Consider the following 22180-nt stretch of genomic DNA (forward strand, 5'->3'; position numbering starts at 1 on the left):
TTGTTGGATGCTAGAAAAAATTCTATATTAGGATATTTAGGACTTAATAATAAGTCTGATTTGATAATTTCAGTTGGTTTGATATTTATTGTTGCCGGGTTTATTTTACCTCTTCCTGCGGTTATTTTAGATGTTTTAATTACGATTAATTTAGTAATAAGTCTTTTAATTATTTTAATTGTTCTTTATTCTAAGAGATCTCTAGATTTTTCTGTTTTCCCCACTTTATTGCTTGTGATGACTATTTTTGGACTTGTGCTTAATATTTCTTCTACTAGATTAATTTTAACTAAAGGTATAAATTTTGATGGGCAAATGATAAGAACGTTTGGCACATTTGTTGTAGGTAGTTCTGGAATTCAAGGACTTGTTATTGGATTTATAATATTTATAATAATCATTGCTGTTCAATTTATTGTAATTACTAAAGGAGCAACAAGGGTAGCTGAAGTTGCAGCTCGATTTGCTCTTGATGCGCTTCCCGGTAAGCAAATGGCAATTGATTCTGCTTATAGTTCTGGAAATTTAACAGAAGAAGAGGCTACAAGGCAAAAAAATGATTTACAATCTGAAGTCAATTTTTATGGCGCAATGGATGGGGCTTCTAAGTTTGTGTCGGGAAACGTTAAGGTTGGATTTTTGATAACCCTTATAAATATTCTTGGTGGTTTGTTGGTAGGAACAACTTTGCAAGGTCTTAACTTTAATGAAGCTCTTAATAATTATGTGTCATTGACGGTTGGTGATGGACTTGTGTCTCAATTACCGGCTCTTTTAATTTCAACGGCTACAGGTTTGATTGTTACTAGGTCAATTTCAAAAAATAGTTTTGGTGGGGAGATTTTTGAGCAATTCACAAATCATTTAGGAATTTATTGGATTGTTTCTGGATTTTTGTTTTTTTTAGCTTTTCTTCCTGGATTTCCAACTTTAATTCTTATTTTTTTAAGTTTATTAATTGCATTTTTAGCTTATTCTCTTTCAGGCATAAGACGTAGAGAAGAAATTAATGAAAAAATGAAACTGGAAGAAGAGCAAGCGTCAATTTATTTAGATAAAGATGTTGCGCCTGTTGTTCCTCTTGATCCATTAGCTCTTGAGATTGGATATAATCTTGTTCCAATAGTTGATGATACAAAAACCTCTGAACTACTTGATCGTATTGTTAAGATAAGGCGTGAGATTGCATTTGAATTTGGAATAGTTGTGCCTAAGATTAGAATAGTTGACAATATGCGGCTTGAGCCCAATGCTTATTCTTTTAAACTAAGGGGAGTTGAGGTTGGGCGAGGTGAGATTAAGCTTGGTAAATTTTTAGTGATAAACATTGGTCTTGATTCTGGAATAGATGGAGATCTTGTTAAAGATCCCTCATTTGGACTTCCTTCTCTTTGGGTAAATGATGATGGACGAGAAACTGCTGAAAAATTGGGATATACTGTTGTAGATCCTCCTTCTATTATTGCTACTCATATGACAGAACTTATTAAAAGACATTCTTACGAAATTTTGACTCGTCAAGATGTTCAAAATACCCTTGATGTTTTTAAGAAAGATTATGGAGCTATTGTTGAAGAGGTCCTTAAGAATTTTTCAGTTGGAGAGATTCAAAGGGTTTTGCAGGGCCTTTTAAAAGAGCAGGTTTCAATTCGCAATTTGGTTACAATTTTTGAAACAATTGCAGATTTTACAAGCATTACTAAGGATACATTTTTCTTGATTGAAAAATGTAGACAAGCAGTTGGAAGACAAATAGCTAGTGGGTATTTAGACTTAAATTCTGAGCTTAATGTAATAACTTTAAATCCCAGTTTTGAGCAAATAATAATCGATTCTCGTATAGAATCTAATCACGATCTTATAAGTTCAATTGATCCTAATTTGAAAACTAAATTTATTTATGAACTTTTCAAAATTGTAAACGAGGTTCAAGCAGAAGGGTTTTATCCAGTTATTCTCTCAAGCGAATCGTCAAGACCTATAATAAAGGTGATAACAAGTAGAGAGATCCCAGAGCTTGTTGTTATGTCTGTTTTAGAGGTTCCCCAAAATATTAAAGTTAATGTTCTTAAAACAGTAGAGGTTGAAGAATAATATATGGTTCAATATTTTACAGAAAAAGGTCCAACTTATAATGAAGTTATAGAAATAATTAAGAAAAAATATGGTAAGAATGCTAGGGTTATGACTTATAAAACCATTCCTCATGGAGGGATTTTAGGCTTGTTTAGTAAAGATTGGGTTGAGGTCTCAGGTTATGTTAGATACGACATTGGTAATCAGCAGATTAATGTTGAAGATGAAAAACGAAAAATTCTTCAAAGCATTAAAAGAGAAGAAAATTCTTCAATTGAAGATGTGCTCAAAGAAGTTAAGTCCCTTAAAACAGAACTTGCCCAAAAAAAAGAAAATATTAATCACCCAACAATTACAAAAATTGAAGATATTTTAAGAGAAAATGATTTTTCTGAAAATTATATTAAAGACATTAATGAATTTATTAAGAGAGAATTTAGTTTGTCAGAACTTGATGATTATGAGAGAGTTAGAGAGGATGTTGTTTTGTATATTGCAAAAACAATTAAATGTTCGGGATCTATTATTGATAATCTTAAGAAAAGGGTTTTTATTTTAGTTGGTCCAACAGGTGTTGGAAAGACCACCACAATTGCGAAACTTGCAGCAATTTATGGTATTAATGGAGAATCTAAGAGCTTAAATATTAAAATTATTACTATTGATAATTACCGTATTGGAGCTAAAAAACAAATTCAAACTTATGGTGATATTATGGGTATTCCAGTTAGAGCAATTGAGTCTTTTAAAGATTTAAAAGATGAAATTACTGATTCAAAGGATTTTGATCTTATACTTGTTGATACAATTGGCAAAAGTCCTAAGGATTTTATGAAGCTTGCTGAGATGAAGGAGCTTCTTAATGCTTGTGGAAGAGATGCTGAATTTCATTTAGCTGTGAGCTCTACTACGAAAACATCAGATGTTAAGGAAATATTTCACCAATTCTCTCCTTTTAATTATAAAACCGTAATTTTTACCAAAGTGGATGAAACCACTTGTGTTGGGAATTTGATAAGTTTGATTTATGAAATGAAAAAAGTAGTTTCTTATGTTACGGATGGGCAAATTGTTCCTCATAATATCAGTGTTGCAGAACCACTTACTTTTATTAGAAGAATAAATGGCTACAGAATAAGCGATGATGCAGAGTTTATTAAGAAAATAAAAAGTAAATCTTATTATTAAGGAAAGTTATAATGGAAGATCAAGCTCAAAGTTTAAGAGATATGATGAAATTAAATGGTAAATTTAATTTTTCAGTTGATGAGAAAGTTCAAAACAGTAAAACAAGATTTATTGCTGTTAGTAGTGGTAAAGGTGGTGTTGGCAAAAGCAATATTGCAATTGGACTTGCTCTTAAATATTCTGAGCTCGGTAAAAAGGTATTAATACTTGATGCTGACATTGGAATGGCTAATGTTAATATTTTGCTTGGGGTTATTCCTAAGTACAGCATATATCATATGATTGCTCAAAGTCGTGATATTAGGGAAGTAATAACAAAGACAGAATACAATATTGATCTTTTAGCCGGTGCTTCTGGTACAATGGAGCTTTTAGATCTTTCCGATGTTGATGTTAATAAATTTATAAAAGAATTATTAAAAATATATGAATATGATATAGTTGTAATAGATACTAGTGCGGGGATTTCAAGACAAGTTATTTCGTTTTTGCTTTCCAGTGACGATGTTGTTATTGTTACTACCCCAGAGCCTACTTCGATTACGGATGCTTATGGAATAATAAAGGTATTGTCTTATAAGATGGAAAATTTAAAAAATTTAAGACTTATTGTTAATAGAGTAGCTAACGTTAGTGAGGCTAAGGGGGTTGCAAAAAAGGTTATAGATATTTCAGGGCAATTTTTAAATTTAAATATTGATTATTTGGGATATATTTATGAGGATCAAAATGTTAGGAGTTCTGTTTTTAAGCAAAAACCTTTTGTTTTGGTAAATCCAAATAGCAAAGCTAGTTATTGTCTTGATTCTATTGTCGCAACTCTTGAGGAAGTTTCTCTAGATAGCAGAAAAAGAAGGGGTGTTATAGGCTTTATATTAAGATTTTTTGGTGTGGAATAGGGTTATGTTTGTAAGTAGGGAATTAAAGTACATTTTATTAGCTAGTTTGTCGGCATTCTTTATTTCGACAATTTTAGGTTTGTTTTGTGGTTTGCCATTTTTTATAATCTTATTAAGGTCTTTTTTTCAGTTTGTATTTTTTTTTGTTATTGGACTTTTAATTGAGTATATCTATAAGAAATATTTATCGAATCTTTTTTTAACAGAATTGTCTGATAATACTAAAAATAAGCTTCAAGATGATAATAAGGTTCATAAGGATTTGGGTGAGAATCTTGATTCTCAAAATAAAAATTCTCTTTATGAAAATTTTCAAAATAACAATAGTAACGTTGATTATATAGAAGAGGTTAAAAAGTATAAATTTGATACTGAAGACATGAGTAAGGGAATTGGCAAGATTAAAAAAATGTCATTTATTGAAGATAATGATCCAAAAGTTGTTGCAGATGCTATTAAAACTTTAATGAGCAAAAAGGAATAAATATGGATAGTAGGGTTATAAATTTTTTTGAACTTTGTGATAAAATGCGAGGTTACTTAGAAAGAGAAAATAATGTTGATTTTATAGAAATAGAAGCAGATACTCTTGAAGAAGCCTTAAATGATGCTTCTTTAGAGCTTTCAGTGCCTTATAAAGAATTAGACTATGAAATTTTGTTAAAAGGTAGTAATGGCGTATTAGGATATGGAAAGAAAAAATGGAAAATAGTTGCCTATAGAAATTCTTCTAGCAAACCTAAAGTGTCTTTTGATTCAAGAGATGATTCAGGAGAGGAAAAAATAATTTCATTGGATGGCGAATTTTTTATCAGAAAATCTTCTAAGGGTGTATTTCTCAAGGTTATACCATCTAAGGGACAGGGAATTTCTGTTAAGCATCAAGATGTTCTTTCCAAATTAGAATTACATAGTAATATTGAAAACTTCGATAAAGACATTGTGAAAAGTATAGTTGAGAATGCTAGTGGATACTATGAAAAAATTGCTGATTTTGAAGCTGATCCTTCTGAAAATGTTACAATGATGGTTCAAATATCAGAAAATTCAATGTCAGTTACTATTGAATTTACTACTCCCGGAATAAATGGAGCTGAAATTTTTGCGCAAGATATTTTTAATATCCTTAGAAAATATGGAGTAATAGATATTGCAATACTTAAGGATAAGGTAGCAAAATTTGTAGATTATCCTGTTTATGGTGAGCCTATTGAACTTGCAAGAGGGTTAGAACCAGTAAAGGGCAAGGATTCTTATATCGATTTTATTGTTGATGAGAATAATAGACTTGGTGAATATGAGGTTTCAAGTATAGGATTTAGGAATGTTATTGAAGGCGAGGAATTGGCCAGAATTATTCCTTTTGAGAAAGGTATAGATGGTTATACCGTTTTTGGCAAAGTGTTAAAATCAGAGAGTGGGCAAGATATTAATTTTGTTTTAGGTGAAAATACTTTTAGAGATGGTTATAAAATTCGTGCAAAATGTAATGGGTATATGTCAGTTTCAGATGGTGTAATATCTGTCCATAATGTTTATTTGGTCAAAGGCGATGTTGGGCCTGCTACTGGAGATATAGTAAATAATGGAATGGTCCTTGTTCAAGGTAATGTTTTAGATGGATACAACATTATGGCCAAAAGTGGAATAGAGGTGAAAGGATTGGTGGGTCGTTGCAATTTAAAAACGGATGGGTCTATTATTTTCCATAGTGGTGTAAATGGTAAAGGTGATTCTAAGATTTATGCACGGGGTAATATTAGAGCTAAGTTTTTAGAGAATGTTACTTTAAATTGTGGCGGAGAAGTTGAAGTTTTAAGGGGCATTGTGAATTCTTCAATTTCTTCTAAAAAGAGAGTTCTTTGTATCGGCAAAAAATCAAAAATAGTCGGTTCGAATGTTTATGCTAAGGAAGAGGTTAGAGCGTATTCTATAGGTTCTGATAGAAGTTGTGAAACCTGCATAGATGTTGGTTATGATCCTGAAATTAAAGATTTACTAACTAGATTTAATAATCATCTTGAAAAGATTGAAAAGCGACTAGAAATTTTAACTAAAGATATTATTGCTTTAAAAAAGAATATTGTGCTCATTACAGATAAGGCAGAAAAATCTTTAAAGATTGACAGTTACAATGAATTTGTTAATGAGAGTAAGATTCTTAAAATGGAAATAAAAATGATAGAGAGTAAGCGAATTGATTTACAAAATGAACTTGAAAATACTAAGATAGATGGTAAAGTTTCTGTTGAAAATATAGCTTGCTCAGGTGTTAAACTTTATATTAAAAGTGCTTTTTATGAGCTTTCAAAAGATTATAGCAATGTTACTTTTGTAGAAGATGATAATTATATTAAAGTTATGACTTATATTCCTTATAAGTCTGGATGAAATTTTAATATAAGGATTTAGATATGGATGCATATGGAGTTTTTAAAATGTCTGTTGTTAGTTCTTTTAAGGCTAAACAGCTTTTAAGTGAATATGAAAAGCTCAAAAGATTAAGAATTAATCAAAATACTAGGTTTAGATTTTTAAGGAATTATCATACTGATTCTGAGGTTAGTAGTGTATGTGCAATCAGTAGGGTTGAGAATAATTTTTTGCTTTCATTTTCAGTAAAAAAAAATAAAAACGAAGATAGGGCGATGCTTAGTTTATATTCTGGTAAATTTGAGGATCCTAAAATTGGCAAAAATGTTAACCTTAAGAGATAAAATGTTTTAGGGCTTTTGTATGTTTGTTGTTTTTTATCTTATTTTAATTATATTTATTTTTATATATTTTCATGTGTATGTTAATTTGAAAATAAAATCTAATAGTATACTTAGAAAATTTAAAAGTGAGGTAGATAAAACAATTATTGAAATCAATCAAGCTACGGATAGAAATATAAATATTATTGAAATAAAAATTGAAAGTTTAAATAGAATCATTAAAGAGGTTGATGAAAGAATTGAAATTCTTGATCAGAGATTGTTAGGGTTTAACAATAGTTCTATTTCTGGGAATAGTTCTTCTAGTTTTGGATCTAAGAATGATGGAATTTATAAAAGCAATTTGGACTATTCTATGCCTACTATTGAAAAAAACATAATAAAAGAAAGTTATAATGTCCGCAATCAGATTATTTTGCTCCATGAACAAGGCATGTCTTTTGAGGCTATTGCTAAAAAGTTCAAGCTAGATCTAGGTGAGGTTGAGCTAATTGTTTCAATACATAGGGGAGGTATTCATGAAAAAATGGATAGGCATTGATCTTGGAACTACAAATACTGTAGCATCGTATTTTGATACTAGTTCTAAGATAATATTAAATGAAAGGGGTGAGCGAATGACCCCTTCTATTGTTTCTTTCTCAGATAAGGATGTTCTTGTTGGAAGTGCCGCTAAAAATCAAATATTAGTTAATCCGCAAAAAACATTCTATGATTTTAAAACCAATATAGGTTCTAATACTTTTTATAAAGTAGATAGTGAATTTTATAGGGCAGAATATCTTTCATCACATTTGCTTTCTAGTGTCAAAAAGAATGCTGAAAAGTTTTTAGATGAAGAGATTGAAAATGCTGTAATAACAGTTCCTGCATATTTTTCTGAGATTCAAAGGAGAGGTGTTGTTGAGGCTGCAAATTTTGCTGGTTTAAATTGCAAAGCTATACTTAATGAGCCAACTGCAGCTGCTATTGCTTATGCTTTTGAAAGACAGATTGATGGAATTTTTCTTATTTATGATCTTGGGGGTGGAACTTTTGATGTGACTCTTATGGAAAAACAAAGTGATACTTATACTGTTCTTTCGGTTAAGGGGCAAAGTCGACTTGGGGGTAATGATTTTAATAAAATTATCGAAAAGCATGTTTTAGATAGTTTTAAAAACGAATATCCTGATTTTAATTTAGAAGATGTTTTGCTTCTTGAACAGTTAAGAGAACGAATTGAAGAGGGTAAAAAAAATTTATCTGTTATGGAAGAGGTTGACATTACTTTGCTTTTCCTCGATGGCAAGCATTTAAATTATAAGCTTAAAAGAAGTGAATTTAATTCAATGATAAGTGAATATATTGACAAAACTATTCACTTATCTATGGAATGTATTGCTGATTCTGGAGTTGATATTAGTAGTATTTCGAAAATCATACTTTCTGGTGGTTCAACAAGGATCCCCTTGATTGAAAAAGTTTTAAAAGAATCTTTCCCTTCTGTTTCTATTTTAGATTCTTTAAATCAAGATGAAGTTGTAGCTATTGGTGCAGGTATTCATGCTTTTAGTCTTTCTAGAAACGACTCTGTTATTAAGTTTAAAGATGTAACTCCTTATTCTCTTGGTCTTGAGATAAAGGGTAATGAATTTTTTACTTTAATAGAAAGAAATACTGCTTTGCCGATTTCTAGAAGCAAGTTATTTACTACTACCAATGATTATCAAGATGAAATTGAAATTCATATACTTCAGGGCGAATATAAAAAAGCTTCTTTGAATTATTCTATAGGTAGGTTTTCTTTTGGCAATATTCAAAAAGCTTTAAAAGGAATTCCCAAAATAGAGGTACTTTTTACTTTAAATGAAAGTGGTATTTTGAGTGTTAATGCAAAAGATTTAGCGACAAATTCTTCTAATTTTATTGAAATAAAAATTACAAGTTCATCTGACAGTGTAGTAAAAGAAAGTCTTTCAAGTACTTTTACAAGCATTATTGATTAAAAACTCATATTTAAAAGTAATAAATTATTTTTCCCAATATGTTATCGATTTTTACAAATCCGTAGTCTCTTGAGTCTAACGAAGTCTGTTTATTTTCTCCTATGACTAAATAGTGATCATCAGGAATTTTTTTATTATTTTTTTTTAAAACATTTTCATCTATTTTAAAGTTTAAGTCATGTATGCATATTTTATTTTTTTCTATCTGTTTAAATTTCTCTCCTGGAATTGCAAATATTTTTTTAATGGCAATTTTGTTTGTTATAGGATCTTTAATAATTACCATTTCATTTTTTTTTGGGTTTTTCCATAATAGAAGGTATTTTTTGTGATTTTTAAGTCTAAGTCCATATTCAAATTTATGACTTACAATCCAATTTTTTTCAAATATTGTTGGGGTCATTGATTCACCTTTTACTATGTAGAATGATAATAACAACTTTATTAAGGCTATTAAAAATAAAGAAGCAGCTAAAAATGACGCCAGTTCATATTTGTGAGCTTTAAATATTCTCATAACTTTTAAACAATGCTTTCATTGAAATTCAATTTTCCATTGTATAATGAAATAGCATGTTATGATTATACCAAAAAAGAAGCAAAGGGTAGAAAAACGTAAAAAAAATTTTTTATTCAATAATAAGAGGAATATTAATTTTGAATTAAAGGATTTTGTCAATATTAGGGATATTAGCAAAAAAAGAAAAAAAGCTTTCAAGTGTAAAAGCTTTTTTAAAAAAGCTTCTTTATTTTTTTATAAATTTAAAATACAAAATATTAATCATTATGAATATAAATATTATTATAGGGGCTTTAAAGAGAAAGTTTTTGACATTTTTAACTTAAAATTTGATTATAAGTTTGTTTTCAAGTTTAATGCGATAATCTTTATTTTTATATTAATATTTTATGTTAATATTTTTTCTTACTATGGTTCATATATTTTTTTAAATAGACTCACTTTTCCCAAAGATTATTTTATTGATACATTTTTATATTATAGCGATCAAGATGTAGCGCAAATTAGTAGTTATTTGCTTGAATCTAATGTTTCTTCAAATGTTCCTGAATTTAAAAAAAATTTTGTATTAAAGGTATTTGACCATAAAATTAAGCCTGGAGAGACGCTCTCTCATATTGCAGCTAGATATCAGATAACCAGTGAAACTTTGATTTCTTTTAATGAAATTAAAGATGTAAGAAATATTAAGCCAAATTCAGTTATTAAAGTTCCTAATATGAAAGGTATTATTTATGTTGTTAAAAAAAATGATTCTATTTCATCTATAGCTAGTGCTTATAATGTTCCCAAGGTGGATATTTTAGATTCTAATAATCTTGATAATGAAGTTTTATTTTTGGGGCAAAAATTGTTTATTCCTGGAGGAAGATTGCCCAAAGATTTTTTAAAAGAGGTACTAGGGGAGACTTTTATTTATCCTGTACAAGGCGTTATTACTTCAGGATATGGTTATCGACCAGATCCGTTTACAGGGGTTATTAGCTTTCACAATGGAATAGATATTGCAAATTTAGCCAATACTCCCATTAAGGCCTCAAGAGAGGGCATTGTTGTAACCGTGGGATTTAATGCGGGGGGATATGGTAAATATATTGTTATTTCTCACAGTAACGGATTTCAAACTTTATATGCGCATTTAAATTCTTTTGCTGTTAAAGTTGGGAAAAAAGTTTCAAGGGGGGCAGTAATAGGCTATATGGGAAGTACTGGCTATAGCACAGGCAATCACTTACATTTTACTATTTTTAAGAATGGCAAAACCGAAAATCCTATGAAATATTTAAGGTAGTATTATTCATGTGTATTTGGATATGTTAATTTTTTTAAGTATTTGAGTTAATTTTTTGCCTTCTACTAGATCAATAAGCCTTCCTTCAATCATTTGTTTAGCTTTTAAAGAGAATTTTGATGGAGCAATGCAGAGTCCTTTTATTTTATTTTCTTTTATTTTTGAAATGAAATCTTTTAAGAATAATTCACCAAAAGTATCTTGTTCAGTTCTTACAAAGCGTACTATTAAATTTTCTTCCCACTGATTGTTAGCTAAGTGAAAGTTCATATCAATAAATTGCGATGTTATTTCGTTTATTTTAGAATCTCTTACTTGGAACTTATTTAAATATAGTTTTAAAATAATTTCATTTGCTATTTTCTCAAAATTTTCTTTTGAACTGCGCAAATATATTCTTAGCGCTATGTTTTCATTTAATTTTTTGCTAAATTCTAATTTTTCTTTAATTTTTTTGTAATTTGGATCAATATCTTCAACTTTGCTAAAAGCTTCTGTAGCTTTTTGATAATTTTCAACAGAGATTTGGAGTTCTCCAAGATTATAAAATAATTCAAGGAAAACTTTTTTAGGCAAATCAGGTTTTACTTTTATTATTTCTTTAATATTTTGTTCTAATTTTTCTAATTCTTTATTTTTTGAATGAATCTCAGATGTAATTAATAAAGCCTCATAAATCATTCCATCTTTTTGTTTTATTTTGTTAGCAATTTCTAGTGCCAGATGATCTTGATTCATTTTTGATAAGGACTTAGCATATGCTAAAAGAGCGTCAATGTCGCTTTGTATGTGTTTTTTTATATTATTAAATATTCCAGCAGCTTTTCGGTAGCTTTCCAAATTAAATAAAGCTATTCCTATGTGTTTTAGGATATCGTTATTATTTTTATTAAACTTGTAGACTTTTTTAAGATAGTATAGAGCTTCTTTATACATTTCGTTTTTTAAGAATGCTATACCAAGATAATAATTTGCATCCTCATCTGATTTTTTTATCAGATAAGCTTTTTTTAAAAATTCTAAGGCTTCTCTGTTAAAATTTCTTTTAAGGTTATAAAATCCATAGCTTAAAAAAGCTTTAAATGTATTTATTTCTTGGCTTATTGGATTGTCCTCTATTAATTGGCATAATTTTTTTGCATATTTTATACCATTTTCATAGTCTTTATTTTTGTAGTAATAATTATTTAAAATTTCAAGAGCACCTATTTCGTTTGGATTTGTTTTTAATAGAGAAATTGCTCTTTCGATTAATTTTTGTGTTCTCTCGTCATCTTTTTTTATTTTTCCTCTAGTTTTTCCTATTGTAAGTTTTAATGCTATTTTAAAAAATAAAAATACTAAAATAAATACTGTTAATGAAGAGATTACTATAAATAGCGATAACACTTGTATTGCTCCTAAATTTAAAATATCTCATTAATTTGCATCATCATAGCTACTTTTAATAAAAGCTATTTACTTAAAATAAAAGTAATTTGTAAGTTGAACATCACATTATTTATATTATATTATAGTTATAATAATAATGATAACTATAATTACTATATAAGTTTGGTTTCAATAAAATAAAGCAAAGAGGTTGTAATTTTTGAAAGGGTTTTTAGCGATAAAATTATCTGATAATGAGTATTATTCAGTTTTAAATTTAGATGATAGTTCTGTTAAGAAAGTAATATTAGGTAAGATTGCAGGTGATACTAGCATTAAGTTGAATTTTTATGTTAGTGAATATGAAGATTTTTCAGATCCTTTTTTAGTTGGTTCTTTTTTCTTGGATAATTTAAAAAAGGAAAGCCCGAGTATCAATGTTTATTTTAAGGTTATGAATGAAATACTTTATGTTTATAGTGAATCTGATGGGATTGAAAATAAATCGAAGTTTGATTTAGGTCTTATAAATTTTAGTCAAACTTTTGAAGGATCTAATAAAGGGAACTTTTTAGATGATTTTAAAAGCGACGTTAGCAATGATTTATCTGTTGAAAATTTGGGTTCTGAATTTGATTTAAATTTTGAAGAGAAAGATGATTTTGTTAAAAAAGATACTTCTGATTCAAGTATTCCTACTACTAATTCTTTAGATCTGAAATCCAAAGAAAATCAAAAAATTGAGTCAAAGGATTCAGATTTTAAAAATTTTGATACTAGTTATGGTAGTGATGTTGATTCTAAAGATTTTAATTTAGAAAATAAAAAATTAGAGTATATTGATGAGGAACCTTTTAATATTAATAATTTTGAGTTTCAAAAATTAGAAGAATTTTCTTCAGAAGAAGAAAATTTGCATGATTTAAGCGTTGAGGACATTATTGCAGATATTGACAAAGATTTAATAGATACTTCAGATGAGGATGTTGAGCTAGATCTTAGAGAAGATTTTGATAGTGATGTGGTGAAAAATAATTTTAAATTAAATTCAGGTGAAAGAGCAGTTCATTCTCCTATGCTATATTTAAGTCTTATTTCTCTTTTTCTTTTGATATTTTTTTCTTTGTTTTTAGTTTTTTCAAAAATTTTAAAACCTAGAGATTTTGTCTCATACTGCTTTGAATGTGATAAAAAGAAAATTGAGAGATATGGAAAAGATTGATATGTCTAACAGAAGTTGTTTCCTATTGCACAATTTCCTTTTTATTTTTTTATTTTTAAGTTTATTTTCTTGCTTTGTGAAAAAAGAAATTTCAAGTAGTGATTTTATTAAGGCACATTCAAAAGAGTTTGATTTAAATAATTTGAATTGGTTATGGAATTTTGATTATTCAAAAAAGAATTTTGATAAGTATTTTAACATAGATCAAAGTTCTTATATATATGTTGCTTATTTATTTAAAAAAATAGGATTTGAAGAAAAATTTGTAGAGTATATGAAAAAGGCTATAGATTATGGGGATAATATTTCATCGCAATTTGCTGGAATTAAACTTATTGAGCATTTTAATTCAATAAAAGATTATTTTGCGTCTGAATTGATCGGAGAGAGACTTTATAAAAAATACGAAAATAATAAATTTATTATACTAGGATACTTTAAGAGTCTTTATTGGCAAAAGAAAAACGATAAAGCGCTTAGTCTTTTAAACAGGCTTGATAAGATGAAATTTTCTGATTATCAAGAAAATGAAAATATTTTATTAAAAGCAGCTCTTTATCTTAATCTTTCTAATGTAAGTGAGTCAAAAATTTACTTTAATAAACTTTTTGAGAATTTGCCAGCAAATTATTTACATGTAAGAGCCTATGATTACTTTATTATTGAAAATAAGTCTAAGTATTTTGGTACAAATTTTTTAAATCTTGTTAAATTTAAATATGAAGTGGCAAATGGTAATTTTAATAGTGCAATAAATATATTGAATAAAAATGGTTTGAGCGACTATTATGACAATAATATTGTATTAAGCGATGTTTATAAGGCTTTTATTAGTTCTGGTAAAATTTCAAATGCTTTAACATTTTTTAATAAAATAAAAAGTAAATATAAAAATTATTATTTGGGCATTTTAAATCTTAAGGGAAAAAATAATTTAGGTCTTCTTATTTTAAAAGAATATCTTGAAGGCGTGAATCTTAATAATGAAATTAATAGGATTGCTTTGCTTAATACGGCTTTTAGTAATTTACTTTTTACTAAAAGTGCCAGAGATTATTTTGCCGAAAGCGTAGCTAAGTTTTATACTGAGAGTGATAAAAAAAATTCTACTTTTATTAAGATTTTAGAAGAGTATATTTTGGAATCAATTCAGCTTGAAGACTATGACAACATTTATAAACTTTATTCTAATGCTAAAAAAGTTATTTCTGATTCTATTTTATCTAAGCTTGCCTTTATTAATGCAAGGCTTATTTACCATAAATTAATTAAACCCAGTGTAAGTGGAGAATATAAGAGCCTTTTGCATTCTGCGGTTAATTATGATAAATGGTCATATTCTTCATTTATGAGTAGATATTTATTAGATCAAAATATTGATGAATTTTTTACAAGTGGGCTTGATGTTAAATATGAGCAATCTGATTATGAGATTTTTTTGGAGGGTTTTTTAAAATTTAATCTTTGTCATTATGTCAGAGGTTTTATTTCTGAGGATTTTAAGAATGGATATAAATTTTCGCTCGATTTTTATCGAAGAGTGTACGATGAACTTTTAAAGAGTGAAAATTATTACGACGCAACTCTTGTTATTAATTATCTTGTAAGTCAAGATGAATCTGCTTTAATGGAAAGTGACTATAAAAGGCTTTATCCTTATTTGTATGGATCTTTGGTAGAATATTGGGCTAAAAGGCGTGGGCTTGAAACTAGTATTGTATTTTCTTTAATAAAAGCGGAAAGCAGCTTTGAGAAAAATGCTGTTTCAAAGCCAGGTGCTGTTGGACTTATGCAAATTATGCCGGCAACAGCAAATGATATTTCTAAAGAACTTAAATATTTTGATTACGATTTAAAGACTCCAAAAGATAATATAATAATTGGGACATATTATTTAAAAAAAAGAATATCTACAACTGGCAGTCTTTATAAGGCTCTTGCATCTTACAATGGGGGTATTGGTAATGTTAGAAAGTGGGAAAAGAGTTATGGACATTTATCGAAAGAGCTTTTTATTGAAGCAATTCCTTTTAGTCAAACTAGAAATTATATTAAAAAAATATTAGTTTATTCGGTATTTTATGATGCTTTGTATGAAAAGAAGGGAATAGATTCAGTAATAGTTAAAATTATGGGCGAATTTCCCAAAAATTAGTATCGGAGCATTTAATGACAAATATTTTAAGTGCAATTATTTTGGGGATTGTTCAAGGTATTACAGAGTTTTTACCAATATCTAGTTCGGGACATTTGTTACTTTTTGGTCATTTTATGCAGTTAAAGCTCCCAATAATATTTGATATTTATTTACACCTTGCAACAGTTTTAGTTGTTATTATTTATTATCGTAAAAGAATTTTAGAACTTTTTTTAACTTTTATTAGATTCTTTTTAAGAAAAACTAGTAAATCTGATTTAACAAATTTAAAATTAATGTTTCTAATATTAATAATAACTATTGTTACCGGAGTTGTTGGAATTTTTATTTCAAAATATGAGAGAATGTTCACATTGCCTTTTGTTTTAATTAATTTTATTATAACAGGTATTTTAATCTTGATGCTAGAATTTAATTTTTTTAAAATTAATTTTAAAGATAATATTCTGTTAGTAGGAATTTTTATGGGGCTGATGCAAGGCTTAGGCGCGCTTCCAGGAATATCTCGTTCAGGGATTACAATTTTTTCTGCGACGGTTCTTGGATTTAATAGAAAGAGTGCATTTGAAATTTCATTTTTGTCTTTAATTCCAATAGTTTTTGGAGCAATTTTATTAAAACATAAAGAATTTTATGATATTTTTATGGTTTTAAATTTTTTTGAAATAAACTTAGGAGCATTGGTTGCTTTTGTTGTTGGCATTTTTTCCATAAATTTCTATTTTAAAATGCTTAGTAACAAAAAACTATATTATTTCTCAATATATTTATTTGCACTTTCAATTACAGTTTGTTATTTTGTTAAGATATGAAAGATTTTTATCAGTATTTTCAATTTTTGTTTTTTTTTATGCTTTCGGTCATTTCTTTTTCTCTTTTTGTAGCATTGACCCCTTTAAGCAATATGTTTATATTTTTTGTTTTCAACCTAATAGGACAAATACTGCTTAATGTTTTTTCATTTTTGTCATTTTATTTAATAATTTATCCACTTGTTAATTGGTATGCTTACAAAAAGCATATTTTTACTAAACGATTTATATTTAATTGGAATTATACCGTAATATTGTTTTTTACTTTAATATTTTTAATAAAAATTAATTCTAATGTTGAAAAATCTTATTTTATTAAGATATTCCTTAGTAATTTTGGTATAACATTGGGGAATTTTTTTATTTTTATACTTTTAATTTTAGAATTTGTTGTTTGGATTTATTTGAATTATGTCTTTTTCAAAGATGTTAATTTTATTTTAGATGCTTTTAAATTTTTAGAGTTTAAGATTAAAATTTTGTTTGAAAATATATTAAGTTATTTCCCCTTTTCAAATTCATTGGATGTAAAAAAAGATATTAAAGTTTATGGGGATTTTTCAGAGGATCTAAAAAATTCTCAAGTTTTTGATGAGAAAAAAAATATTATTAATGATGAAGAATATCAAGCTTTATGGTCATTTAGTGCGTTTTTAAGAAGTAATAAAAAGCCTTCCAATGTTAATTTAGCCAAAACTGTTTTTGAAGGCTCAGATTCTAAAGAAGCAAGCTCTTTCGATAAGGAGACTTCAAATGATAATGCTTTAGATACAGATAAAATTGATGAGTCTTGTGAATATAAATATTTGGACAATCTTGAAGATAATAAATTAATTATTAGTGGGAAGGTTAAGGCTTGTGAGATAAGGACTAAGGGTATAATTAGTCAAGTTGCTATTCCTTATAGTTATAACGAAAATGTCGTTTTGAATAAAAAAAACGATTCTTACGTTATTGATATTTCGGTTTTTGACCAGAAAGAGGTTAAAAATGATGTAGAGGATATTGAATATGAGAAAGAAATTCAAAAGCAATCAATGATTCTCCAGGAGACATTAAAAGAGTTTAATATTAATGCTAAATTAATTGATATTATTAAAGGGCCTGTTGTGACAATGTATGCTGTTCGTCCGGATAAGGGAATTAAGCTTTCTAAGATTACTTCTATTTCTGATAATATTGCTTTAAGACTTGCAGCCATTAGGGTTAGGATTATTGCCCCAATTCCTGGCAGAGAAGCTGTAGGCATTGAAATTCCTAATAAAAGACGAGAGTTTATTTTAATTTCAGAGATAATAAACAGCAAGGAATTTAGGGGTGATTTTAGAATTCCTTTTGCTCTTGGAAAAGAGATTAGTGGCGAAAATATTGTTTTTGACCTTGTTAATTCTCCACATCTATTAATAGCTGGTGCAACTGGAGCAGGTAAATCGGTTTGTGTAAATTCTTTAATTGCTTCAATTATTTTTTCAAAATCTCCAGATGAAGTAAAATTAATTATGATAGATCCCAAAATAGTGGAGCTTAAACTTTTTAATGATATTCCCCATTTATTAACTCCAGTTATTACAGATGTAAAGAGAGCTTTAGAAGCTCTTAGATGGTGTCTTGATGAAATGGAGAGAAGGTATGTGCTTCTTGATAATTTATTGGTAAGAGATATTTCTTCTTATAATAAAAAGGTAAAAGATGAGAATTTAAATTTAATGGTTTTGCCATATCTTGTAATAATTATTGATGAATTTGCAGATCTTATTCTTTCTGCAAGAAAAGATTTGGAAAATTTAATTTCTAGGCTTGCTGCAATGGCTAGAGCTGTAGGAATTCATTTGGTTCTTGCAACTCAAAGACCTTCAGTTGATGTTATTACTGGAGTAATAAAAGCCAATTTTCCTTCAAGGATTTCTTTTATGGTGGCCAGCTCTATGGATTCTAGAATAATTCTTGGATCTTCTGGCGCTGAAAAGCTTTTAGGAAAGGGAGATATGCTTTATATTAGCTCTTTAAATCCTTTCCCTCAAAGAATTCAAGGTGGATTTTTAAAGGAAAGAGAGGTTTATAGACTTGTTGAGGAGGTCAAAAAATTTGGTTCTCCAAATTATATTGATGATGAAATATTTATTGATAGTGTTAAAGAGACAGATTTAGTTGCTCTTGGCCCTTCTGATGAGCCAATGTTTGATGAAGCTCTTGAGATTGTTAAAACTACAAGAAAAGCATCAGCATCTTATCTGCAAAGAAGATTAAAGATAGGCTACAATAGGGCAGCTAGAATTATTGAAATTATGGAAGATATGGGATATGTAGGACCTGTTAATGGATCAAAACCAAGAGAGGTATTAATTTAAAATAAAGAGATATCCATTTGAACATCTCTTGTTATCGATCATTCTACCTATTAGTTTTTTGTTTTAATTTTCTAACTTTTTTTGCTTGTTTTCTTTTAAAAGCTTTTTCCTTTTTAACACGGATTGTGGATGGTTTTTCATAGTATTCTCTTCTTTTCCATTCGCGAATAATTGCTTCTTTCTCAATCATTCTTTTAAAACGTTTCAATGCTTTTTCAAGATTTTCATTTTTGTCCACAGTGACTGTTACCAAAAAATCACCTCCTTTTACTCTATTCTTTTAATATTATTTATTATTTTATTTTTGTCAATAAGCATGCCATTTAAAAGGAAATCTGGGTTTATTGCTATACCATTAATTCTTACTTCAAAGTGTAGATGAGGACCTGTTGAGAGGCCAGTATTTCCGGTATTTCCAATGTATTCGCCAGCGCTAACTATTTTATTTTCACTTATTTCTAATTTTGAGAGGTGAAGGTAAATTGTAAATACACCCGGCAAATGTTGTATTATAAGGGTATTGCCTGTTAATTCTCTATTTCGTGCAAATACAATTTTTCCTTTGCCAGCAGCAAAAATTGGAGTATTTTCTCTTTTAAATGGGGCATAATCAATCCCGTTGTGCATTGTATAATTTGAAATTTTTTTGCTACCATGCATGTAAAGCCTTAAATCTCCGTAGTTGCTTGTTATAACATATTGATCTTTTATTGGTTTTACTAAAGCATCATAGTGGTATATTGTTGTATCCCCAATATTACCAATAATATTCCATAAGGTCAAAGCCTGTTCTTTTTGTTTTGTTGATTTTTTTTGGGTAATAAGCTTGGCTTTTTCTTTATTAAAACTAATTTTTGTTCTTTTGAAATTAAATTTTTTTATTTCTATTTCTTTGATATAGCTTTTATTCTTGAATTCTATTTGAATTTTCCTTTTGCCTTCTTTTATCATTGGTGTAATTCCCATAAATGCTATGTAGTAAATTTTATTTCCTACTGTAAATTTAAATGGGGAAGAGCTTATGATTGGATTTTTATTTGTGCTTAAAAGTGATAACTTTTTAAAGTTTTCATTGCTTGCAAAGTATATGTAATCTCCTTGAAATGCCTCTTTTTTATATTGGACTTTAGGAATAGTGTTTGTTATTTCTGGATTTATATTTTCTATTGCTAAGATATAAAATATAAGTAAAGTTTTTTGTATTTTATACATTAGTTTGAGTACCCTTTCTTATGTCTATAATTTTCAAAATTTTTTCTCTTGGGTAGTAAAAATCTTCGTTAACTGTAAAAATGATGTCTAAATATTGATCTTCTTTTATGTTTAATTCTTCTATTTTTTTTGTTCCGTTAAAAAAAATAGCTTTATAGTAATCGTTTTGTGATTTAATGAGCATATTTATATGTTTTGAGCTATGGTTTTTGTCAATTATTTTGAGTTCTTGAAGGTAAACATTTTCCATCATTAATATTGGCTCTCTAAATTCATATCCATAAGGTTCAAATATTTCTATTGTTTTAAAAAGAGAATCTTTTGCTAAATCTTTTGGAAGAATAGCATCTATTGATATCGGTTCGTTTTCAGTGGTAGTTTCATATTCAACTTTTGTAGTTGCATATTCTAATTCTTTAATAAACTCTTCGAGTAAATTTTCATGCAATGTAAATCCAGCTGCAGCTTTATGCCCCCCCGAATTTATTATTAAATGAGAAGGCACTATTGATATCAGTGCTTTTGAATTAATTTTATTGTTTGATCTAATTGATCCTTTAATAATATTATCTTGCTTTGTTAGAAAAATAGCAACTTTTTGGTAGTAGGCAGAAAGTCTAGTTGCAAGCCTAGAACTTATTCCTTTTGGGGTATTTTTATCATAGCAGACTATAAATTTATCGTTTTTTAAAATAGTATTTTTATTATGAGAATTCCAGGCTTTTTCTTCTTTATATTTTCTCAGTTCGTTGATCTTTTTTATTTCTTTAAATTTATTTTCTATTTGATTAATGTCGCTAGTTAGTAAAAAATTTATTGCACTGTCTGCTTTTTCAAGCCTTCCTGTTGAGTTTAGTATTGGTGCAATTTTATATGCAATGTCTGTTGCGGTTATATTGGGTTTTGTTAATATGTTTGCATCTTTTAATAGATAATTAATAGGCATTCTTTCTCTTAGTGCAATTTCTTTAAGTCCTGCCTTTAGGATTATTCTGTTTTCATTAATAATAGGCATATTGTCTGCTATTGTTCCTATTGCAACAAAGCTAATCCTTTTTAAACATTTTTGGAGAAAATTTTTATTAGTTTCAAAAATTAAATTGTAAAATATGTAGTAAAGCTTGTCTTTGATCTCAACTTTTTTATATTTAAAATACTTAGTTGCTTGAATTAAGTCTTTTAATGTTTTTTTTCTAAAATTTGGGTAATTTTTTATGAAATTTTCACTAATATCAATTGTGCTCATATTTATGCTTCTTTTGAAGTGTTTATTTAATAATTGACATTGATCTTCTTTGTTGAAGATTACTATATATTTGTCTTGTACAAATTTTTCCAGTTTGTTTAAGTTGATTAAAGGGTCATTCTTATCATCTAATCTTAGATATTGCTTTAAGGTATAGTTGTTTATCTCTATTGCATGAAGAATAATTTCACTGTTTATTTTTTCTAAAAATAAAAATACAATGTTTTTAGAATAAAGATCTGTAAAGGACATGCTAAGAGCAAGGCAAGCTTTAAAACTTACGCAACATCCCGCTATTTCTTTGAATGGATATTTATCATCTTTTAGATGAGGGTTTATAACTATGTTTTTAGTTTTAAAATCTTCGCTTGGGAGATGGTGGTCTGTGATTATTATTTCTATTCCTTTTGAATTGGCATAGTTTATTTCTTCAATACTAGAGATACCATTATCAACAGTTATTATTAAAGAGATTTTTTTTTCTAAAGCTATGTTAATTAATTCGTTTGAAAGTCCATAAAATTCCCCATTTGAAGGTATTTTATAGCTAACATTAAGTCCAAAATCTTTAAGGGTTTCATACATTATTATTGTTGCTGTAATTCCATCGGCATCTTTATCTCCAAATATTAATATGTTTTCATTCTCTTTAATTGCTTTATTAATTCTGTTTATAAATTTATCTATATTTGTTAATAAGAATGGGTTATGTAGTAAATTTATGCTGTCTTCAAAGAAAAACATGAAATCTTCTTCTTTGATTCCTCTATTTATAAGTAAAGTTGCTTCAAAACAATTGATATTATATTGTTTAGCAATGCGAGATAATTCTTCAGGTTGTATATTGATTACTTTTTGTTTCCAAATTTTCATTTACTTCTCTAGAATTTAAATTTTTAATCGATTTTTTAAGGAGTCTTATTTACTAATTCCACCATAGATTGATTATTAATTTTAGTTAGTAGTCATTGTGTTTTTATTACTGAATGGTAAAGCTTTAGTTGATTATAATTTTTACCATAATGCAAATTTAGAGTTATAATTTTAACTAGATAAATTCTCATTTTATTATTCTATAATAAAAAAAAATATTATTAAATGAATTTCTATAAAATATTTGTTTTGTTATAAT

General features: G+C 27.8%; 18 protein-coding genes. 13 read left to right on the forward strand and 5 right to left on the reverse strand.

The window, feature by feature from the left end; genetic code table 11:
• From flhA to HNP68_RS02960, 8 genes are read left to right on the forward strand one after another with little or no spacing between them, the layout of a single operon-like run.
• The gene (gene flhA / locus HNP68_RS02925) at positions 1–2094 is read left to right on the forward strand and encodes a flagellar biosynthesis protein FlhA (RefSeq protein WP_183220270.1); all 2094 of its coding nucleotides are present in this window, start codon (positions 1–3) and stop codon (positions 2092–2094) included.
• Between the two features lie 3 nt (positions 2095–2097).
• Positions 2098–3264: a flagellar biosynthesis GTPase FlhF gene (flhF, locus tag HNP68_RS02930; RefSeq protein ID WP_183220272.1), complete on the forward strand. Its 1167-nt coding sequence runs from the start codon at positions 2098–2100 to the stop codon at positions 3262–3264.
• 11 nt (positions 3265–3275) lie between these two features.
• Positions 3276–4163, forward strand: coding sequence for a MinD/ParA family protein (locus HNP68_RS02935; RefSeq protein ID WP_183220274.1), 888 nt, complete (start codon positions 3276–3278; stop codon positions 4161–4163).
• A 4-nt stretch (positions 4164–4167) separates the two neighbouring features.
• Positions 4168–4647, forward strand: coding sequence for a hypothetical protein (locus tag HNP68_RS02940; RefSeq protein WP_183220276.1), 480 nt, complete (start codon positions 4168–4170; stop codon positions 4645–4647).
• Positions 4648–4649: 2 nt separating this feature from the next.
• Positions 4650–6554, forward strand: coding sequence for a FapA family protein (locus tag HNP68_RS02945; protein WP_183220278.1), 1905 nt, complete (start codon positions 4650–4652; stop codon positions 6552–6554).
• A gap of 23 nt (positions 6555–6577) precedes the next feature.
• Positions 6578–6880 (forward strand): hypothetical protein, encoded by a 303-nt coding sequence (locus tag HNP68_RS02950; RefSeq protein WP_183220280.1) that lies wholly within the window; start codon positions 6578–6580, stop codon positions 6878–6880.
• A 19-nt stretch (positions 6881–6899) separates the two neighbouring features.
• Complete coding sequence (locus HNP68_RS02955) at positions 6900–7421, forward strand: DUF6115 domain-containing protein (protein WP_183220282.1); 522 nt, start codon at positions 6900–6902, stop codon at positions 7419–7421.
• Positions 7399–8868 (forward strand): Hsp70 family protein, encoded by a 1470-nt coding sequence (locus tag HNP68_RS02960; RefSeq protein WP_183220284.1) that lies wholly within the window; start codon positions 7399–7401, stop codon positions 8866–8868. The genes HNP68_RS02955 and HNP68_RS02960 overlap by 23 nt, the downstream gene beginning before the upstream one ends.
• A gap of 10 nt (positions 8869–8878) precedes the next feature.
• Here the strand turns inward: HNP68_RS02960 and lepB are convergent, their stop codons facing one another.
• Complete coding sequence (gene lepB / locus HNP68_RS02965; protein WP_183220286.1) at positions 8879–9385, reverse strand: signal peptidase I; 507 nt, start codon at positions 9383–9385, stop codon at positions 8879–8881.
• A gap of 61 nt (positions 9386–9446) precedes the next feature.
• Here lepB and HNP68_RS02970 point away from each other — a divergent pair, with 61 nt between their 5' ends.
• Entirely contained in the window at positions 9447–10679 is a 1233-nt protein-coding gene (locus tag HNP68_RS02970) for a peptidoglycan DD-metalloendopeptidase family protein (protein WP_183220288.1), read from the forward strand.
• Positions 10680–10685: 6 nt separating this feature from the next.
• On the opposite strand, the gene HNP68_RS02975 is transcribed toward HNP68_RS02970, so the two are convergent.
• Positions 10686–12068 (reverse strand): tetratricopeptide repeat protein, encoded by a 1383-nt coding sequence (locus HNP68_RS02975; protein ID WP_183220290.1) that lies wholly within the window; start codon positions 12066–12068, stop codon positions 10686–10688.
• A gap of 202 nt (positions 12069–12270) precedes the next feature.
• Between HNP68_RS02975 and HNP68_RS02980 the strand changes: the two genes are divergently transcribed.
• From HNP68_RS02980 to HNP68_RS02995, 4 genes are read left to right on the forward strand one after another with little or no spacing between them, the layout of a single operon-like run.
• Complete coding sequence (locus HNP68_RS02980) at positions 12271–13272, forward strand: hypothetical protein (protein ID WP_183220292.1); 1002 nt, start codon at positions 12271–12273, stop codon at positions 13270–13272.
• Between the two features lies 1 nt (position 13273).
• The gene (locus tag HNP68_RS02985; RefSeq protein WP_183220810.1) at positions 13274–15427 is read left to right on the forward strand and encodes a flagellar assembly lytic transglycosylase; all 2154 of its coding nucleotides are present in this window, start codon (positions 13274–13276) and stop codon (positions 15425–15427) included.
• 14 nt (positions 15428–15441) lie between these two features.
• Positions 15442–16242: an undecaprenyl-diphosphate phosphatase gene (locus HNP68_RS02990; RefSeq protein WP_183220294.1), complete on the forward strand. Its 801-nt coding sequence runs from the start codon at positions 15442–15444 to the stop codon at positions 16240–16242.
• Positions 16239–18590: a DNA translocase FtsK gene (locus HNP68_RS02995; RefSeq protein ID WP_183220296.1), complete on the forward strand. Its 2352-nt coding sequence runs from the start codon at positions 16239–16241 to the stop codon at positions 18588–18590. The genes HNP68_RS02990 and HNP68_RS02995 overlap by 4 nt, the downstream gene beginning before the upstream one ends.
• Before the next feature lie 43 nt (positions 18591–18633).
• Here HNP68_RS02995 and rpsU read toward each other — a convergent pair whose 3' ends face one another.
• Genes rpsU through recJ form a run of 3 tightly spaced genes read right to left on the reverse strand, consistent with a single transcriptional unit; the run spans position 18634 to position 21921 of the window.
• Entirely contained in the window at positions 18634–18843 is a 210-nt protein-coding gene (rpsU, locus tag HNP68_RS03000) for a 30S ribosomal protein S21 (protein ID WP_002656880.1), read from the reverse strand.
• 14 nt (positions 18844–18857) lie between these two features.
• Positions 18858–19802 (reverse strand): M23 family metallopeptidase, encoded by a 945-nt coding sequence (locus HNP68_RS03005; protein WP_183220298.1) that lies wholly within the window; start codon positions 19800–19802, stop codon positions 18858–18860.
• Positions 19795–21921: a single-stranded-DNA-specific exonuclease RecJ gene (gene recJ, locus HNP68_RS03010; protein ID WP_183220301.1), complete on the reverse strand. Its 2127-nt coding sequence runs from the start codon at positions 21919–21921 to the stop codon at positions 19795–19797. The genes HNP68_RS03005 and recJ overlap by 8 nt, the downstream gene beginning before the upstream one ends.
• Positions 21922–22180 lie beyond the last annotated feature (259 nt).

Source organism: Borreliella yangtzensis, from assembly GCF_014201775.1.
Lineage (GTDB): Bacteria > Spirochaetota > Spirochaetia > Borreliales > Borreliaceae > Borreliella > Borreliella yangtzensis.